This is a genomic window from Drouetiella sp., assembly GCF_059504425.1.
The window spans coordinates 42493-58868 of record NZ_JCACIN010000091.1 but is presented as its reverse complement, the minus strand read 5'-3'; the positions used below and the strand labels follow the sequence as shown (position 1 = coordinate 58868).

At 49.5% G+C, this 16376-nt stretch carries 13 protein-coding genes; 8 read left to right on the top strand and 5 right to left on the bottom strand.

What is annotated here, in order from left to right; genetic code table 11:
• Positions 1–80 precede the first annotated feature (80 nt).
• Complete coding sequence (locus tag AC5JMP_RS21115) at positions 81–1325, bottom strand: n-acyl-d-glucosamine 2-epimerase (RefSeq protein WP_495853465.1); 1245 nt, start codon at positions 1323–1325, stop codon at positions 81–83.
• Positions 1326–1348: 23 nt separating this feature from the next.
• Positions 1349–3181: a molybdate ABC transporter permease subunit gene (gene modB, locus AC5JMP_RS21110; protein WP_495853464.1), complete on the bottom strand. Its 1833-nt coding sequence runs from the start codon at positions 3179–3181 to the stop codon at positions 1349–1351.
• A gap of 163 nt (positions 3182–3344) precedes the next feature.
• Between modB and AC5JMP_RS21105 the strand changes: the two genes are divergently transcribed.
• From AC5JMP_RS21105 to AC5JMP_RS21090, 4 genes are all read left to right on the top strand, one after another.
• Positions 3345–3617 (top strand): hypothetical protein, encoded by a 273-nt coding sequence (locus AC5JMP_RS21105; protein ID WP_495853463.1) that lies wholly within the window; start codon positions 3345–3347, stop codon positions 3615–3617.
• Positions 3618–4029: 412 nt separating this feature from the next.
• On the top strand, positions 4030–4734 hold the full coding sequence (locus tag AC5JMP_RS21100; RefSeq protein ID WP_495853462.1) for an ROK family protein: 705 nt from the start codon (positions 4030–4032) through the stop codon (positions 4732–4734).
• Between the two features lie 219 nt (positions 4735–4953).
• The gene (locus AC5JMP_RS21095) at positions 4954–5181 is read left to right on the top strand and encodes a hypothetical protein (protein ID WP_495853461.1); all 228 of its coding nucleotides are present in this window, start codon (positions 4954–4956) and stop codon (positions 5179–5181) included.
• Positions 5174–6595, top strand: coding sequence for an APC family permease (locus AC5JMP_RS21090; RefSeq protein ID WP_495853460.1), 1422 nt, complete (start codon positions 5174–5176; stop codon positions 6593–6595). The genes AC5JMP_RS21095 and AC5JMP_RS21090 overlap by 8 nt, the downstream gene beginning before the upstream one ends.
• 352 nt (positions 6596–6947) lie before the next feature.
• Here the strand turns inward: AC5JMP_RS21090 and AC5JMP_RS21085 are convergent, their stop codons facing one another.
• On the bottom strand, positions 6948–7178 hold the full coding sequence (locus AC5JMP_RS21085) for a hypothetical protein (RefSeq protein ID WP_495853459.1): 231 nt from the start codon (positions 7176–7178) through the stop codon (positions 6948–6950).
• Between the two features lie 892 nt (positions 7179–8070).
• A complete protein-coding gene (gene topA / locus AC5JMP_RS21080; protein WP_495853458.1) occupies positions 8071–10185 on the bottom strand; it encodes a type I DNA topoisomerase in 2115 nt (704 codons plus the stop codon).
• Positions 10186–10523: 338 nt separating this feature from the next.
• Here topA and AC5JMP_RS21075 point away from each other — a divergent pair, with 338 nt between their 5' ends.
• The 3 genes from AC5JMP_RS21075 (at position 10524) to AC5JMP_RS21065 (ending at position 14068) form a co-directional block, all read left to right on the top strand.
• Positions 10524–11981 (top strand): sensor histidine kinase, encoded by a 1458-nt coding sequence (locus tag AC5JMP_RS21075; protein WP_495853457.1) that lies wholly within the window; start codon positions 10524–10526, stop codon positions 11979–11981.
• A complete protein-coding gene (locus AC5JMP_RS21070) occupies positions 11971–13620 on the top strand; it encodes a hybrid sensor histidine kinase/response regulator (RefSeq protein ID WP_495853456.1) in 1650 nt (549 codons plus the stop codon). The genes AC5JMP_RS21075 and AC5JMP_RS21070 overlap by 11 nt, the downstream gene beginning before the upstream one ends.
• A gap of 175 nt (positions 13621–13795) precedes the next feature.
• A complete protein-coding gene (locus AC5JMP_RS21065) occupies positions 13796–14068 on the top strand; it encodes a GlsB/YeaQ/YmgE family stress response membrane protein (RefSeq protein ID WP_495853455.1) in 273 nt (90 codons plus the stop codon).
• Between the two features lie 117 nt (positions 14069–14185).
• Here AC5JMP_RS21065 and pdxR read toward each other — a convergent pair whose 3' ends face one another.
• A complete protein-coding gene (pdxR, locus tag AC5JMP_RS21060) occupies positions 14186–15721 on the bottom strand; it encodes a MocR-like pyridoxine biosynthesis transcription factor PdxR (RefSeq protein WP_495853454.1) in 1536 nt (511 codons plus the stop codon).
• A gap of 131 nt (positions 15722–15852) precedes the next feature.
• Between pdxR and AC5JMP_RS21055 the strand changes: the two genes are divergently transcribed.
• On the top strand, positions 15853–16332 hold the full coding sequence (locus tag AC5JMP_RS21055; protein ID WP_495853453.1) for a GNAT family N-acetyltransferase: 480 nt from the start codon (positions 15853–15855) through the stop codon (positions 16330–16332).
• The last annotated feature ends 44 nt before the right edge of the window (positions 16333–16376 follow it).

Sequence of the window (16376 nt, the reverse complement as noted above, 5' to 3'; positions counted from 1 at the left end):
ATCTCATAATTCAGATGAGTTTACTATGGTAAATTAGCCTTTGAAAAAATTGGATTTAAGCTCAGCAAAGTTTTTTCAATCTAACTTGTACGTTCGTCGAGGTTTGCCTTCTCACTCAATGCCGCAAACTGCTGCCAGCAGAGATACAGCGATCGCGGCACATGAAAACAGCCTTTCCATTTACCACCCTTGAGATTAAGCAATACTTGACCTCGGCGATCGAGATAGCCAAACCACTCGCCATATTCTGGGTCGGCAAAGTGTGACCAGGTGTAATCATGCAGCTTTTGATACCAGTTCCAACACTCCTCTCGTCCGGTGAGGCGATAGCCCATTGATAGTGCTACCAATGATTCCAGATGCACCCACCACAGCTTTTGATCCCATTCTAATTGCTGTGGTGGATACCCTTTTGCATCCATGAAATAGTACAGACCGCCATACTCAGAATCCCAGGAAAAGTTCAGAATGCTCAGCACGATATCTACAGCTTTATGAATCATTTGAGTATCGTTGCGGCGATTAGCAATATCCATAATGAACCACATTGCTTCGATACCGTGACCGGGATTAATCAGCCGTCCTTCAAAGCAATCGAGGTGTGAACCGTCCGGGGAAACGTTTTCATACATTAAGCCATCATCCCAAAAATCGGTCATCACCTCTTTAACGGTGTCAGCCAGAATTTGCTCAAGCTGTTCGCTGGGCAGCAACCAATCCATCTCTAGCGAGAGATTCGCTAAAATCATCGGCACCGCTAGAAATTTCATGGGACGTGTGCCAGGATAAGCTTTAGTGTAGGTGCCTTTAGGATTATCCTTGCGGCGCAGCACATTGCCATAGGCCTGTAACGCCACGTCTTTTGCCCACTCTGCATCTGCCGCCAGCGCATATTTACTAAACGCCATTGCTGCAAAGCAGTCGGAGAAAATATTGTAGGGCTGTACCAGCGGATTGCCTCCGCGATCGATGGCAAAGTACCAGTTGCCTTCTGCATCTCTTCCATGATTTGCCAGGAAGTTAGCGCCATGGGTGGCAGCCTTGAGCCAGTCTTGTCTCTGTTCTAACTGAGCAGCCTGTTCTAACTGGTCAGCCCGCTCTAACTGACTGTATAGCATTGAGAACGTCCACACTTGGCGATTTTGCAGCCAGATAAACTTGTCGGTGTCGTAGACTTTACCTGTGCGATCGAGACAGGTGAAATAGCCGCCCTGCTGCCAGTCGATCGAGTGCTGCATCCAAAAAGGCAGGACATCATTGAGCAGCGCCCCTCTATAAAGTTCAGCTAAGGCTGTGAAATTCTGCGTCACGGAATCTGCACTCATAAAATCTGCACCTATAAAATAAGTCACTCCAATAAGATAAGCCGTTGTGGATCGAGACGAATATTCCAGGGGAACGGCTGATTTTTGAGAACTTGCCATTTTTCTTTGAAGACTTCCGCCTGAAGATGATAGTCGTTGGGGCTTGTGGGCGGACAGTGCAGCTTCAGAAATAGTGTTATGCGATGGGGTGTTTCACTCGTTGCAGCCAGCCAGCAGGAGAAAGCATTGTCTGGAATAGGCTCATCCAATTCTGATAAAAACACAATTTGGTGAGCGCGAATCCCAACCTGAACGAGCTGTGGTGGAATTAAATGAGTACAGGTAAGGATACAGTTCCAGTCGATCGCTTGTACCTGGTTTACGCCATTTCGATCCACTTGAATAGGCACAGCGCGAGAGAAGTTTTTGCAGCCTGTGAGTTGAGCAACGCTAACGGTCTGGGGCTGCTCGAAGATATGGTGTTTAGAATCAGCCGCGATCGCCTCACCTCGCTCCAGCACCAGCAAATTTTGGCAGACTCGGTATGCTTCCTCCAAGTTATGCGTTACAAATAGACTCACACCCGCGTACTGCTCTAGAGTGGCGATCGTGATCTGCTCCATTTGGCTCCGCAGGTGAGTATCCAACGCCGAAAAAGGTTCATCTAACAGCAGCGCCTGGGGACGGTTAATCAAGGCTCTTGCTAGGGCAACCCGCTGCTGTTGTCCCCCAGAAAGCTGACGAGGATAGCAATCGCCCCATTCCTGGAGCTGCACAGATACAAGCTGGGCTTCTACCTGCTGTTTAACCGCAGATTTCGGTGTGCTTTGGGGCAGACCAAAGGCGATATTTTGGGCAACCGTAAGGTGAGGAAATAGGGCATAGTTCTGGAAAAGAAACCCAATATGGCGATCGCAGCTAGGTAAATTAATTCCCTTTTGAGAATCATACAGCACTCGCCCGTTCAAAATAATTTGTCCGGCGCTAGGAGTTTCAATTCCGGCAATGCACCGTAAAATCATGCTTTTTCCTGCGCCCGAAGCGCCCAGTAGCCCTAGGGTTTGTCGATCTGCCGTGAAGGATACTTGGAGGGAGAAGTTGGGGAGATGCTTTTGGATATTGACCTGGAGAAATGGGGAAGTCGGGGAGTCGGGAAATCGGGAAGAGGGAAAAACCTTCTGGTCTTTTGCGCTGTTACTCTTCAGCTTCCTCACATCCTTACTCTGCTGCTGCTGCCCTATATTCACCGCAGTGATGCTAAATAGAGAAATTGAGAGAATGACCAGCGACCAAAACCAGGCTTCCTGAAATGACCCGCTCTCTACTGCAAAATAGATGGCCATGGGCACCGTTTGAGTTTGTCCAGGAATATTACCTGCCACCATTAAAGTCGCACCAAATTCTCCTAGCGATCGCGCAAAGGATAGCGTCGTACCTGCCAAAATACCGGGAAGGGCGAGAGGAAAGGTGACGCGCCAAAACACTCTGCTTTCCGAGGCTCCAAGAGTTCTGGCAGCGCGCTGTAAATTGGCATCTATTTGTTCAAATGCTCCCAACGTGGTTCTGTACATGAGCGGAAAAGCAACCACCGTGCCGCTGATCACGGCTGCATACCAGGTAAAGACGATCGCTCCATTAAATGGCGCGAGCAATTGCCCTACCCACCCATTTTTGCCACACAGCAGCAGCAGCAAAAAACCCACCACCGTTGGCGGCAAAATTAAGGGCGAAATTAAAATGCTCTCTAACAGAGATTTCCATTTGCCCTGATAGCCCTGCATCCAGTAGGCAGCCGCAATGCCCAAGAAGAACGTGATGAATGTGGCAAGACTGGCTGTTTTTAGAGAAATCCACAGCGGAGAGAGATCAAAAGGCATTGCTGCTGACTACTAGATAGGGTTTTGAACGATCAGAACGCCATAAAACGCCATAGGACAAGAAAGCGAAAGGCTCATAATCGGCAGCTAATTATACTGAGAATAATTCTTGTTTTTGATAGCTTGATATCCAAGCAAAGTGCAGTTTACCATTGCTTAAGCCATGAATCTACCCTCACGCAGCAAGTCTAAGACTGATCCCAACAAAGTGGCTCAGGTCAGGGATTGGGTTTACAACCGCCTACCCATTAGCCCTGATATTGCCGTGTCTGTAAACCAGCTGATTTGCAAAGAGCCAGGATATCCGCCGATCAAAACGGTGATTGCGGTCATGACTCGTCCACCGCAGCAGTACAAAATCTACAAGCCGATCGCCGATCTCAACTACAGCGACTTTCACAATATTCTCCGCCCGACTTGCCCAGAGCTTGATTAACTGCGGCTTTCGGTAAAGGCGATCGGTGGCTCAAACCCGATCTCGTAGGCGATCGCGACCTGATGCAGCGCCGCACTTTTATAGAGTCTCAGTCGATCGCAAACCAATGCTCACGCTAGAAACACTCATGTCTGATCCCCCAAAATTCCCCTCAAAAAGAGGAACTTGAGTTCTAAAGCCTCCTTTTTGAGGGAGCTGGGGGATCGAGTGTAACCTTTGCGATCGACTGAGTCTCCAACATCACTGCATTTACGAAACCAGGCAATTGAGAGCCTATTGCAGCTTGGGCAAATGCTGAATCAGACACCAGCCTATCAAAGGATTCTTCACAAATTCGGAGTTCTGGAATCTAATACATCTAATACAGTAGAATGCGCGTAGATTCAAGGATTCAAGAGGACAAATACCCACCATGGCGGAAGACAGCAAGCCGCTTCAGACACTCGCCGTGGATATCGGCGGTAGCGGTATCAAGGTAATGGTTTTAGACGAGCAGGGCAGTCCGCTGACCGATCGTGAGCGCGTAGACACACCGCAGCCCGCTACTCCCAATGCGGTGCTTTCAGCCGTTGTAGGATTGGCGAAAGACAAAGAGTTCGATCGCGTTTCGGTGGGCTATCCCGGCGTGGTGCGGCAGGGCATAACCGAAACTGCGGCAAACGTCAGCCCAGAATGGATCGGCTTTGATTTGGGGAGTGCCCTCACTCGCCACCTAGGTAAACCTGTGCGGGTTGTCAACGATGCCGATATGCAGGGTTTGGGTGCAGTCTCTGGACATGGCGTTGAGATGGTGATTACGCTGGGCACAGGCTTTGGGTCAGCGCTGTTTCTCAACGGCAAACTCGTTCCCAACCTGGAGATGGGGCATCACCCGTTTCGCAAAGGCGAAACCTATGAGCAGCAGCTTGGACGTGCCGCTCTAGATGAAGTCGGCAAAAAACGCTGGAATGAGCGTCTGGAGAAAGCGATCGCCACCCTCAGCTATCTTTTCAACTACGACACGCTCTACATTGGCGGCGGCAACACCAAGAAAATTGAGCTAGTGCTGCCTACGAACGTCAAAGTGGTTGCCAACGTTATGGGGCTGCTGGGCGGCATTGCACTCTGGAAAGACTGATTGGGAGAAAAGCTAAAATGGAAAATCTCCGATCGCATTGACCGGAGACTGAGTTGGTGTGAGGAGTGCGTAACTGAAACTACATTCAAGATATCGATCGCCCATGACATTCAAAGTACAGGCTTATGACGGTCTTGTGACAATTGTGTAATTGTCCCTTAGAACGCAGAGTAACGCCGTTTAAACAGCCGAGTTACTGGAGCTGAGGGAGCGATCGCTGTGCCGATCAAATTCATGGGCAGCTTTGAGCTGAGGCTGACATCGATCGTGGGTAGTTTAGCAGCAGTACGGACTCCGTGCTCCTCAAACCCTGGCTGCGGCTGGGGCTTTTTTGTAGCGATCGGCAGGATACAGGCTTATGTAATGCGCTATACGACCGAGTGCTTGGGCTTGTGCAACTGTTTTGAGAACCTGCACAGCAAAAATCCACTAAAAACCTATGTCTAAAGGCTTGAAGGAGAACGCTTTATCGATCGTTGATACCATCACCCTTGCAGTAGCAGGCACAGCTCCCTCCTATTCACTAAACGCCACCACGGCAGCGCTAGTAGCGGCAGTGGGATTAGCTTCGCCAGGAGCCTTGCTCTATGCGGCGATTCCCATGTTTGGCATCTCGTTTGCGTTCATGCACCTGAACAGATGGCGCGCTGATGCTGGCACAGCTTACGCCTGGGTGGGACGATCGCTCAGCCCAGTGCTGGGGTTTCTTTGTGCCTGGACATTTTTGGTGTTGAGTACGGCGTTTATGGTGGCAGCGGCTTTGCCTGTAGGCGTAACAACGCTGGACTTGATCGCTCCTCAATATAAGGAGAATGTGCTGCTGGCAACTCTGGCAGGAGGCTTGTGGTTTGTGGGCGTAGCGACGCTGACTATCTTGGGCGTACATGTGGCGGCAAAGTTTCAGCGGCTGATGACAGCGATCGAGGTCATTGCTCTGCTGCTACTGGCGATCGGCGCATTCATTAAGTTTTCCGCCGCCCCGGTTCATCCCTTTTCTTGGGCGTGGTTTTCACCTATGGCGTTTGGCAATTTCCAAACCTTCATGGCAGGAATGCTGGTGGCGATGTTCTACTATTTCGGCTGGGATGTCTCCTCTAACGTTGCCGAAGAAACCTCAAACTCTAATTCAGCTCCCGGTAGTAGCGGCGTTTTGGGCATGGTCGGGATTTTCCTGCTGTTTTTGCTGCTGCAAGTCGCTATTCAGATGGGGCTAACTGCCGAGCAGGTAGAGCAGCACAGCGCAGATCTCTTGCCCGCTCTAGGCAACGCTATTTTTCCGCGTCCTTGGGGCAGTATTGCTATTTTGGCGGTATTGGTTAGCACGATCGGCACGATCGAAACTCAGCTCACCCAGTGCGCCCGGACGCTGTTTTCCATGGGGCGCGATCGCGTCATTCACGAGAAGTTTGAAGAAATCCATCCTCACTTTCAAACTCCCTGGCTGGCTAGTCTGGTAATTACAGTGCTAGCGCTATTTCTGATGATTTTGTCGAGCACCAGCGCCAGCATTGGTACCGTGATGCAAAGCTTGATTAGCTCGATCGGCGTCATGGTGTCGTTTTACTACGGTATGACGGGTCTAGCTTGCGCTTGGTACTACCGTAAAACCTTACGCCAAGACAGCAAGTCTCTCTGGCTACGGGGAATTTGGCCGGTCACTTCTGCCGTTTTGCTGCTGCTGGTCGGAGCTTTTCAGCTGCCGCAGTTGGGCTTAGAGGTATCGCTGATGACCGTTGGGGCGATCGCCATCGGGTTCATTCCCCTGCTTTATTTCCGAGCCAAGTACCGCAGCGCCTTTTATTCGGCTCCTGCTGAATATCACAACCCGCAAGAAGAGGGCGAACTATTGGAGATAAGTTGAACCAGAGGCAAGAAATAGCTCTGATACCAATTTAAACTGGTTATGGGGCAGATATTTTTTGAGAGCCGCACATTGCGCGGCTCTCAAAAAATATCTGCCCCATTTAAACTTTAAAGCGGTATGACACCAACTCAGCGACGCAGGTTACGACTGTCATTCATGATATGGCGCAGCGGAGTAGAAACATCTTAAGACTGCGCTAAGGGCCAAGATACCTCGACTCCGCTAACGCTTCTTCAGCATGAGCAATGCAGGGGCAATTAGTGCTGACCTGACATGGATAGAGCGATCGAAAAGTTCCATAACCCTTCCCCCAGATCTGTTGGGGTTGGGGCAATTTACATTTTTCCAGTCAATCAGGCTGAATGTCTGGCTTTGTCTCCTCCAGAGCAGCCTTAGCGCTAGCTGCACGAGCTTCATTTCCCCAAAAATCACCGTAGATGACAGTCCTTTTTTTGAGAGATGCAACCATCTGGCGGCGGACTTGTGCAGCCCAGGCATCAAAGTCAAAGCTGTTTTGATTTTGGCTTACAGAAGCCTGGGACGTTAAGCTAACTGGTTTCTGACCACTTTCAACATTCATTTTTCTAAACTATTAGGTCATTTTTCAAGGTTTTCAAACTTCGCTGAATCTACTCATTGCGCAATGTAAAATGACGCTATCAATCGGCTGACGCTTATGGCTAGGCAATGGCAAGGTCAAGACCAATACCTCTGCAAGAAGCAGCTCAACCCCACAAGTTAGATTATTTGCTATGCAAGGTACTCTATCGATTACAGACTTTAGATCTACGTATTACCTTTACGTATGACCATGCCCAAGAGTTTGGAGGACAAAACTATCAAGGGCAGGGAGTAAAGCTTTAGTCAAACTAGAGTGCAAAGGTCTAGTGACTCTATCAAACCTAATTTCTGTCAGACCTGTAAAGAGTCTATGGGTGGAGTTCACAATTCTTTTCCGTCCATATTATTCAACCCATAGCTTAGATACCATAAAAATTCAATTTGAACATTAGACAATTCTTATTCTTTAATAGTTAACAAATAACTGCGATTAAATCTGTATCGCAATAATACGTTTGGCAATTTTGTCCAACTTTGTATCAATACAATACTTTTAAAGGATTGAATTAGTCTTTTTAATCCATAGATTTTTTAATTCATAGACTGTGAGATATAGCTGATATAGCGCTACGCGCTTAGATCCAATGAGTTATTTTTGAGAGCCGCGCGGAGCGCGGCTCTCAAAAATAACTCGTCCTAACTCAATTACGTAGGGCTATACCAATTTGAATTGGAACCACGACAGATCCCGGTACGGGCTTGGCATTGCCAAGCCCCTTCTGGGGTTCAATGTGCCCACAAATTCATTTAAATCGGTATGATTTATGGCTTCACCAACAGCAGTAAATTATCCAACATTCATTATGGGTAATTACCGAGGGAATAAGACAAGCTATAAAATTCAGATAGATTTAATCTGAGTCTTTAGGTGGACGACGCGATCGCTTTTTGCCGCTGGAAGATTTTTGAGTCTGCCGATCGCGACTTGTCTCGGAACTTTCTTGAAGCTCGCCAAATTTGGGACTCCAAAAGCTCCCTTTTGCGGTGTAGAAATAGACTGCCTCGCGATGCTGCTCTGAGTTTGTGGCGCGATCGGAACATCGCAACAGGGTTTTGGGCTGTCCATCCTTTTGGTAAACATATTCTTCTAGCGGCTTGCGGCAAACAGGGCAAGGATATTCGGTGCGTTTGCCAGTAGGCAGTTGAGGTGATCTGCCGCTGGCACTATTTTGAGTGGCAGCCTTTTTAGCGATCTTCTCTCCAGTATTTTTAGAAGAGTTTCCAGAAAGTGTTCCAGCAGAGAGAGACATGAGCTGCCGCGCTTGCTCTAGCGCCGGAGCAAAATAGCCTCTGTTCCACTCATTTAGCCAGCGCTCCCAATTTATTTCGCCTTGGGCGATTTGGTCGAGCGATCGCTCCATTTCGGCAGTAAAGGTGGGATCAACCAACTTCACCAGCAGTTTCTCTAGAGCCGCGTCTAAATCTAGCCCTAGGGCGGTGGGTTGCAGCTTGCCTTTGACCACCTGCACATAGTCTCGCTGCTTCAGGGTTTTGATGGTGGGCGCGTAGGTAGAAGGTCGCCCAATTCCCCGACGCTCCATCAGCTGCACGAGCTTCGGCTCAGAATAGCGCGGTGGCGGCTGAGTTTGCTTCGGCTCAGCCTGGGCTTGTTGAAGGGTCAGCGCTTGCCCTTGACTCAAAGCCGGAATCTGTTGGTCAGTATGGAGATTTTGCCAGTAGCGGGCATAGCCCAAAAATTCAACAATTTGCCCTCTGGTTTCCCAATGCAGATCCGCCGATCGCGTCACCACTCGCGTTTTGCGTAGCCGTGCTGGGTTGCACTGTGAGGCGACAGATCGTTTCCAGATCAGCACATATAGGGCAAAATCATCGGTGCTCAGCTCTACCTTAAGTTGTGCAGAGGGACGATGCAGATCGGTCGGACGAATGGCTTCATGCGCCTCCTGAGAACCTTTGCGGCTTTTGTGGCGCGTCATCTGCTTCGGCACATTGTCTGGATCATGCGTCTCTAACCACTGCCGCACTTCCTGACAAAACTCTGGACTCAGGGCAACGCTGTCTGTACGCATATAGGTGATCAAACCCTTCTCGTAGAGCGACTGAGCCACCTGCATGGTGCGATCGGGGCTGAGATGCAGCTTTGCACCTGCTGCCTGCTGAAGGGTAGAGGTGATGAAAGGCGGCGGCGGCGACTGATGGGCAATTTTGCCCTCTACCACCGTGACGGTATGAGGATGGGTGCGGGCAACCTCTACCAATCGATCGGCTTCTGCTTGAGAGAGGACGCGATCGCTTGTGGGAACCTCTTTGGCTTCTCCGGTGTCGTCTGCGGTGTCTGGCGAAGCATCTGTACCAGACGTTGAAGCCGCGTTGAGCTTGACGCGATAAAAAGCCCGAAAGCCTTCTGCGTACTCTACCCAGACTGACCAGTAGTTTTGCGGCTGAAAGAGCTGAATTTCTCGCTCTCGCTGACACAGCAGGTGCAATGTGGCGCTTTGCACCCGCCCCATCGACTTTGCACCAATGTTTAGCTTCCAGACAATGTGCTTGCTGCCTCGGTAGCCCACGAGCTTGTCTAGACAGTCTCTCGCCCTCCCGGCGGCGATCAAATTGGCGTTGAGGGGTCGCGGTTGGGCGATCGCCGCTCTTACAGCATCGGCAGTGATTTCGTGGTAGACCACCCGCTGCGGATTTTTTAACCGCAATTCCTGCGCCAGATGCCAGCTGATCACCTCTCCTTCTCGATCTTCATCGCATCCTAAAAATACGCGATCGGCTTGTTTCACAACCTGGCGCAGTTCGGCAAGCACCTGCTTTCCTTTAGCACCTCGCGGCACATAGCGACACTGGACGCTGTTTTCTGTCAAGTCAAAGCCGAGGGCATCTTCGCCATCGTCTGCTAGCTCTCGCACATGTCCCATGCTGGCTTTGACGATCCAGCCACTGCCCAAAATTTGTTTTAGCTTAGCGATCTTGCCAGGAGACTCAATCAAGAGCAGGTGCATGATCAAAACTCCCGATCGCGGCTTTTCTTAGCACGGCTTCCCTTTTCACGGTTTCTCCTTTCATAGTACATGCGTTTTGCTCGACCTGGAGCACTCTTAAAAATAGAATCAGGAGACACAGTAAGCACAGATCCATTTAATGTTCAGCATTACAAGGGTATTTATGCTTAGATCAGGTAAGTCATTGAGCTGGAAAGTGAGTTTTAGTTTGACGTTGCTGAATGCAAGTATGATTTGCCTCTCAATTCTGAGCTTTTAGCTCTAAAAACCATGGTTGGGGAAAATGATCCGCAAAGTCTGGAAAACGATCTGGAAAACAATACCGTTGAGAGGCTCCTATGCTTGAACTGATTCAAAATCTGTTTGGGACAGGGACATTCATACCCCATGGACATTGCTATCTGTGGAACTCTGCGCTGGTATGGCTGCATGTCCTCTCAGATTTAGGGACGGCTTTGGCTTATTATTCCATTCCGCTGACTCTGTTTTATTTTGTGCAGCAGCGGCAAGATTTGCCGTTTAACTGGATATATCTGATGTTCAGCGCATTCATTACAGCCTGCGGTACGGTGCATCTTCTAGAAGTTTGGACGCTTTGGCACCCGGTCTACTGGCTTTCTGGAAGCATTAAGGCGATCACGGCTGTCGTTTCTTTGGGAACGGCTGTTGCGCTTTTTAGGCTGATTCCAAAAGCGCTGGCTCTGCCTAGCCCTGCGCAGCTAGAGCTTGCCAACCAAGAGCTGAAAAACCAGATCAGCGATCGCCATCATACAGAGCTAGAGCTGATCCGCAGCCGTGATTTGAAGGAAGCCATCTTTGATGAATCAACGGATGCCATTTTTCTAGTCGATTCTCAAACCCTGCTGACGCTCGACTGCAACCGTCGCGCCGTAGACATGTTTGAGGCTGTCAGCAAAAATGAGCTGCTCAATATCGCAGGACACACGCTGCAGCGTGAGCAGTTTAGCGCTGCAGAGCTAGAGGCAATCACTCAAGAGATGAAAGCCAAGGGCTTTTGGAGTCGAGAAATTGAATATTGCACCAAACTAGGTCGCATCTTTTGGGGTTACATTAATGCAAACGTTGTTCAGGTTGCGGGCAAAACCCTTAATTTGGTACGCGTTAGCGATATCAGCGATCGCAAGCAGTCAGAACAACAGATCCAGCAATCTCTGCGAGAAAAGGAGGTTTTGCTCAAAGAAATTCACCATCGAGTCAAAAATAATCTGCAAATTGTCTACAGTCTTCTACGATTGCAGTGCCGCCAGCTTAAAGACCCCCAGGCGGTTGAAGCGCTGCTAGAAAGCCAAAACCGAATTGAAACGATCGCCCTGATTCACGAAAAGCTCTATCGCTCTAAAAATTTGGCCAGTATTGACTTTGCCGAATATATCCCTGGGCTGGTCAGCAATCTATTCAGCACCTACGATATTAGCGAGAGGCAAATCGCCCTGGAGACAAGGGTTGAGTCCATTTCACTAGATATCGATAAAGCTATTCCCTGTGGGTTAATTATTAATGAACTGGTTTCTAACGCGCTGAAGTATGCCTTCCCGGCAGCAGCAGCAGGGCAAATCGATGTCGAAATGAAGTATGGAGACGACGCGCAAATTACGCTGATTGTTGGCGATAATGGCGTAGGGCTTTCAGCCGATCCTGGGTTTCCTCACCCCGAAACGCTAGGTTTGCAGCTCGTTGAAGATTTTGTTGCTCAGCTCAAGGGCAAGCTCCAGGTTAGCTGCAATGCAGGAACACAATTTAGCATTACGTTTCCAGGAGGTTCCTATGCCCCGTGAGCCGTTGCCTCATGAGCAAAAGCCAACCGTTCATGTGCTGGTTGTGGAAGATGAGCGCATCGTTGCCCGCGATATTACAGCCTGCCTGGAGGGCTTGGGATACTTTGTGGCAGGCACAGCTACTTCTGGGGAAGAAGCGATCGCCAAAGCCAGAGATCTTCGACCCGACATTGTGCTGATGGATATTCGCCTAGAGGGTGAAATGGACGGGGTAGAGGCAGCTCAGCAGATCTGGAACGAACTTCAAATTCCAGTCATTTACGCCACAGGCTACTCGGATAGGGCAACGGTCGATCGCGCTACAGACAGTGAGCTATTTGGCTATATTCTCAAGCCGATCAAAGAACGCGACCTCTACATTGCCATTAAAAATGCCCTGCAACGGCAGCAGCAGCAAACGACATTGATGGAGCAACAGCGCTGGGTGAGCCTGATTCTCAAGGCGATCGGAGATGGCGTCATCGTTACCGATGCTCATGGGCAAGTTAGATACCTCAACTTAGTTGCCGAGTCTTTAACGGGTTGGAAGCTGGAGGAGGCAGTCAATCAGCCGCTTTTGCAGGTCTTTCAGCTGGTGAATGAACAGACACCGCATATTCCTCTAGAAAATCCCGTTTCAGAGGTGCTGCGCACAGGTAGAACGGTCTACTTAGTCAATCCCGTTTTGCTCATTACCAAAGACGGGAGGCAGATTCCCATTGCAGACAGCGCTGCACCGCTGAAAGACGATAGTGGCAATATCACAGGCGTAGTCGTAGTCTTTCGAGATGTTACCGAACGGGAGCTTGTGCAAGAACGCGCGATCGCCCTACAACGAACGCAACTTCTGGAGTCTCAAATGTCGGAGCTTCAGCGCCTCAGCCAGCTCAAGGATGATTTTCTCAGCACGGTTTCCCATGAACTGCGATCGCCCTTAGCCAATATCAAGATGTCTATTCACATGCTGGAGATGAGCCTGGATAGGCAGAGGTTATCGCCTCAGGGAGCCGAGGGGGATTCTTCAAGCGATCGAATTACTCGCTACCTCAAGATCCTGCGCAACGAGTGTGACCAAGAGCTGAATCTGGTGAATGACCTTTTGGAGATACAGCGCTTAGAAGCCAACGCCACCCTATTTGACTGGACGCCTATCATCCTGTCAGAGTGGATTCCGCAAATCATCGAAGCCTACGAAGGTCGGGCGGAGCAGCAGCAGATACAGATTCGGGTGATTCTGTCAGAAAACCTGCCCCCTCTGATTTCAGACCGCACTATTCTCACATCTGCCTTTAGCGAACTCCTAAATAACGCCTGTAAGTATACGCCGCCTCGTGGGGTGATCACCATTAGCGCTCAGTTAGACACTCAGCTAGGCTCAGCAGGAACTCTACAATGGGTGGTGAGCAACACGGGCGTTGAGATTTTGCCCGATGAACTCCCCCACATCTTTGATAAGTTTTATCGGGCACCTAGCCTTGCAAACATTGTGTCTCGCTCAGAAGAGCACCGCCATCAGAAAGGTACAGGCTTAGGACTCGCCTTGGTTCAGAAACAAATAGTTTGCTTAGGGGGAACGATCGCCGCGCAGAGCGATTCGGGCGAAGTGCGCTTCTTAGTTGATCTTCCCTTAACGCCTGTGAGCCATTCTGGTTGGCAATAGATCAGCAACGAATCAACGCTGAGTTAGGCGCTCATCTCATCCTTAAGGAAGAAACAATGTATCTCTTTAGGTAGTCCATGCAAAGGTCAGCCAATTGATACTGTTATATGCAAGGTGAATAATTATTCATCAGTTAAAGCGGAATTAAGCATAAAGTTTTCACGGGAGACAAAGAATGAATATCTTGGCATGGATCGTATTGGGTCTGTTGGCTGGCGTAATTGCAAAAGCAATCTTCCCTGGCTATCAGAGCGGTGGATTTTTGGGAACAACAATTCTAGGTATTATTGGTGCTTTCGTAGGTGGTAGCCTCTATACCTTCCTGACAACAGGAGCACTAGCCTTAACTGCACCCGGTCTTAGCATTGGTGGCGTTTTCATCGCAGTTTTGGGCGCGATCGTTGCTCTATGGATCTACTATGCGATCGGTCGTCGTAGCGCCATCTAGTCGTTAACGGAAAGTAAGGTTGGAAAGAGTAGAATTAGCCCCCACTTCTAACTTTAAGTTTCAAAAGCCTCTGTAATTGCAGAGGCTTTTGTTTGTCGTTGCATAGGTTGCACAAGGCTATAGTTCTAACGCTTTTGCTAGTCGGTTAATTCCTACCTGAATTTGCAGTTCATCTAATTCGCTGTAACCAAAAACAAACTCACAGGATCTTTTCGCCATGAGGTCTGGATTTGTTTCTGGATTGCAGCTCGAATCTAAGCTCGAATTGCAGCTCGAATTTAAATAGCAAGGACGGGCAGACATTAACCCTATGCCATCATTGGCTGCACGCCTAATGATTTCCTCCTCATCTAGATCAATATTTATTCTCACCATAATATGAAGACCCGCTTTCTCACCTAGCACCCTGACGCGATCGCCAAAGTGGGTCTTCAAAGCCTGCACCAAAACCTGACGGCGCTGATCATAGCGCGATCGCATTTTGCGGATATGGCACTCTAAATGTCCATCTGCAATAAACTCAGTCAAAACCTGCTGTTCTAGGGTGGGAAGTTGGCGATCGCTCAACCATTTTGCTTGAGTAAAGGGCACCACTAGATGAGAAGGCACCACTAGATAGCCAATTCGTAGAGAAGGAAATAAGACTTTAGAAAAAGTGCTGATATAAATCACGGCATGGTTACGATCTAAGCCCTGTAGAGCGGGAATGGGACGATCTCCATAGCGGTATTCGCTATCATAATCATCTTCCAGAATTAGAGCATTGTTCTGCTGTGCCCATGCCAATAGCTCCAAGCGGCGTGGCAGCGACAGCGTAGACCCCGTGGGAAACTGATGGGAAGGCGTAACGTAAACCAATCGGATTTTCTTCTCGCCATTTTTATTCTTGCCATTGCATAGAAATTCCACTCTCAATCCCGACTCATCCACTGGAATCGGTCGCAGATCTGCCCCATAGCTGAGAAAAACCCGGCGGGCGCTAAGATAGCCTGGATCTTCTATGGCAATAGCATCTCCTGGATCAATTAAGAGCCGCATGACTATATCCAGGGCTTGCTGGGTGCCATTGGTGATGATAATTTGCTCTGGGTCACATTGCACGGCGCGTGCCCGTGCCACATAGCGGGCGATCGCCTCTCGTAGAGGGAAATATCCCCGAAAATCGCTGGCATAGTCCAACCAGTCTGAGCCTGCCGTGCAGTAGCGAGACAATAGCCTGCGCCATAAATCAATGGGAAAATCCTTGAGGGCGGGTCGTCCGTAGCGAAAGCTGATGACAGATTTGGGTTCTGATGAAAGGGAGGAGAGCGCCTTAGTCAGTCGGGTACCCTGCTGCGAGAGCTTTACAGGCACAGGGTCTTGCTTTGTGTTTAGCTCTACTTGGGTAGAACACAGCAAATCGTCAGGCAGTTGCGCACAGACGTAGGTGCCAGACCCAACGATCGCCTGTAGGTATCCTTCGCTCAAAAGCTGTTCATAGCTCTGAGTCACTGTTGTGCGAGAAATCCCCAGAGATTGGGCAAGCGATCGGGTGGAGGGAATCCGTTGGCTCGGCGGCAGTCTCCCGGTCAAAATAGCTTGCCGTAATGCTTCATAGAGCTGAGTATGGAGCGGCTGGGACAGGTGGCTATCCAGAGCGATCGGTAAATCCATAGGCTGGCGATTTTACGACTTACCCCTGCGTCTTAACCTCAAAGTGGACTTATCTTAAAGCACTAAATTGGCTATTGTGGGAGTCCACTTAACCAATTAAGCTAACCCTAGCAAAATTTCAGCATTCAGATATGCCAATCCAGCAAGCCGTTCAGGTCAGGGCTGCAACACTCCAAGAAGATGCGCTCATTGCTGAACATTTCTATCAAATGTGGCTTGATAATCACGTTGCCCCTGACGCAATCATCGCCCATTGGCAAGAAACTGTATTGCAGTTTACTCAGCAAGCGCGTCGGAAACTAGACTATCAGGCCTTTGTGGCGCAGTCGGGCGATCGCTTGGTGGGATCAGTCGGATGCCAGCGATTTGCCGGACTGTATCCTCAAATCTTGACCGCAAGCGAGCGCTGTGATGGATACATTTGGGGAGTTTATGTAGAACCTACTTTTCGCCGCCAAGGGATTGCCACGCAATTAACAAAATACGCGATCGCTCACCTCAAGGCGATCGGCTGTACCCATGCCGTACTCAATGCTTCTCCATTTGGCAAACCTCTCTATACCCAGTTGGGATTTGTCGAAGGGAATGTGATGCGGCTTGATTTGCGCTGATTGGCTACTGATCGACCCCCTGGTTAGCTAGTGTCAACCCTAAT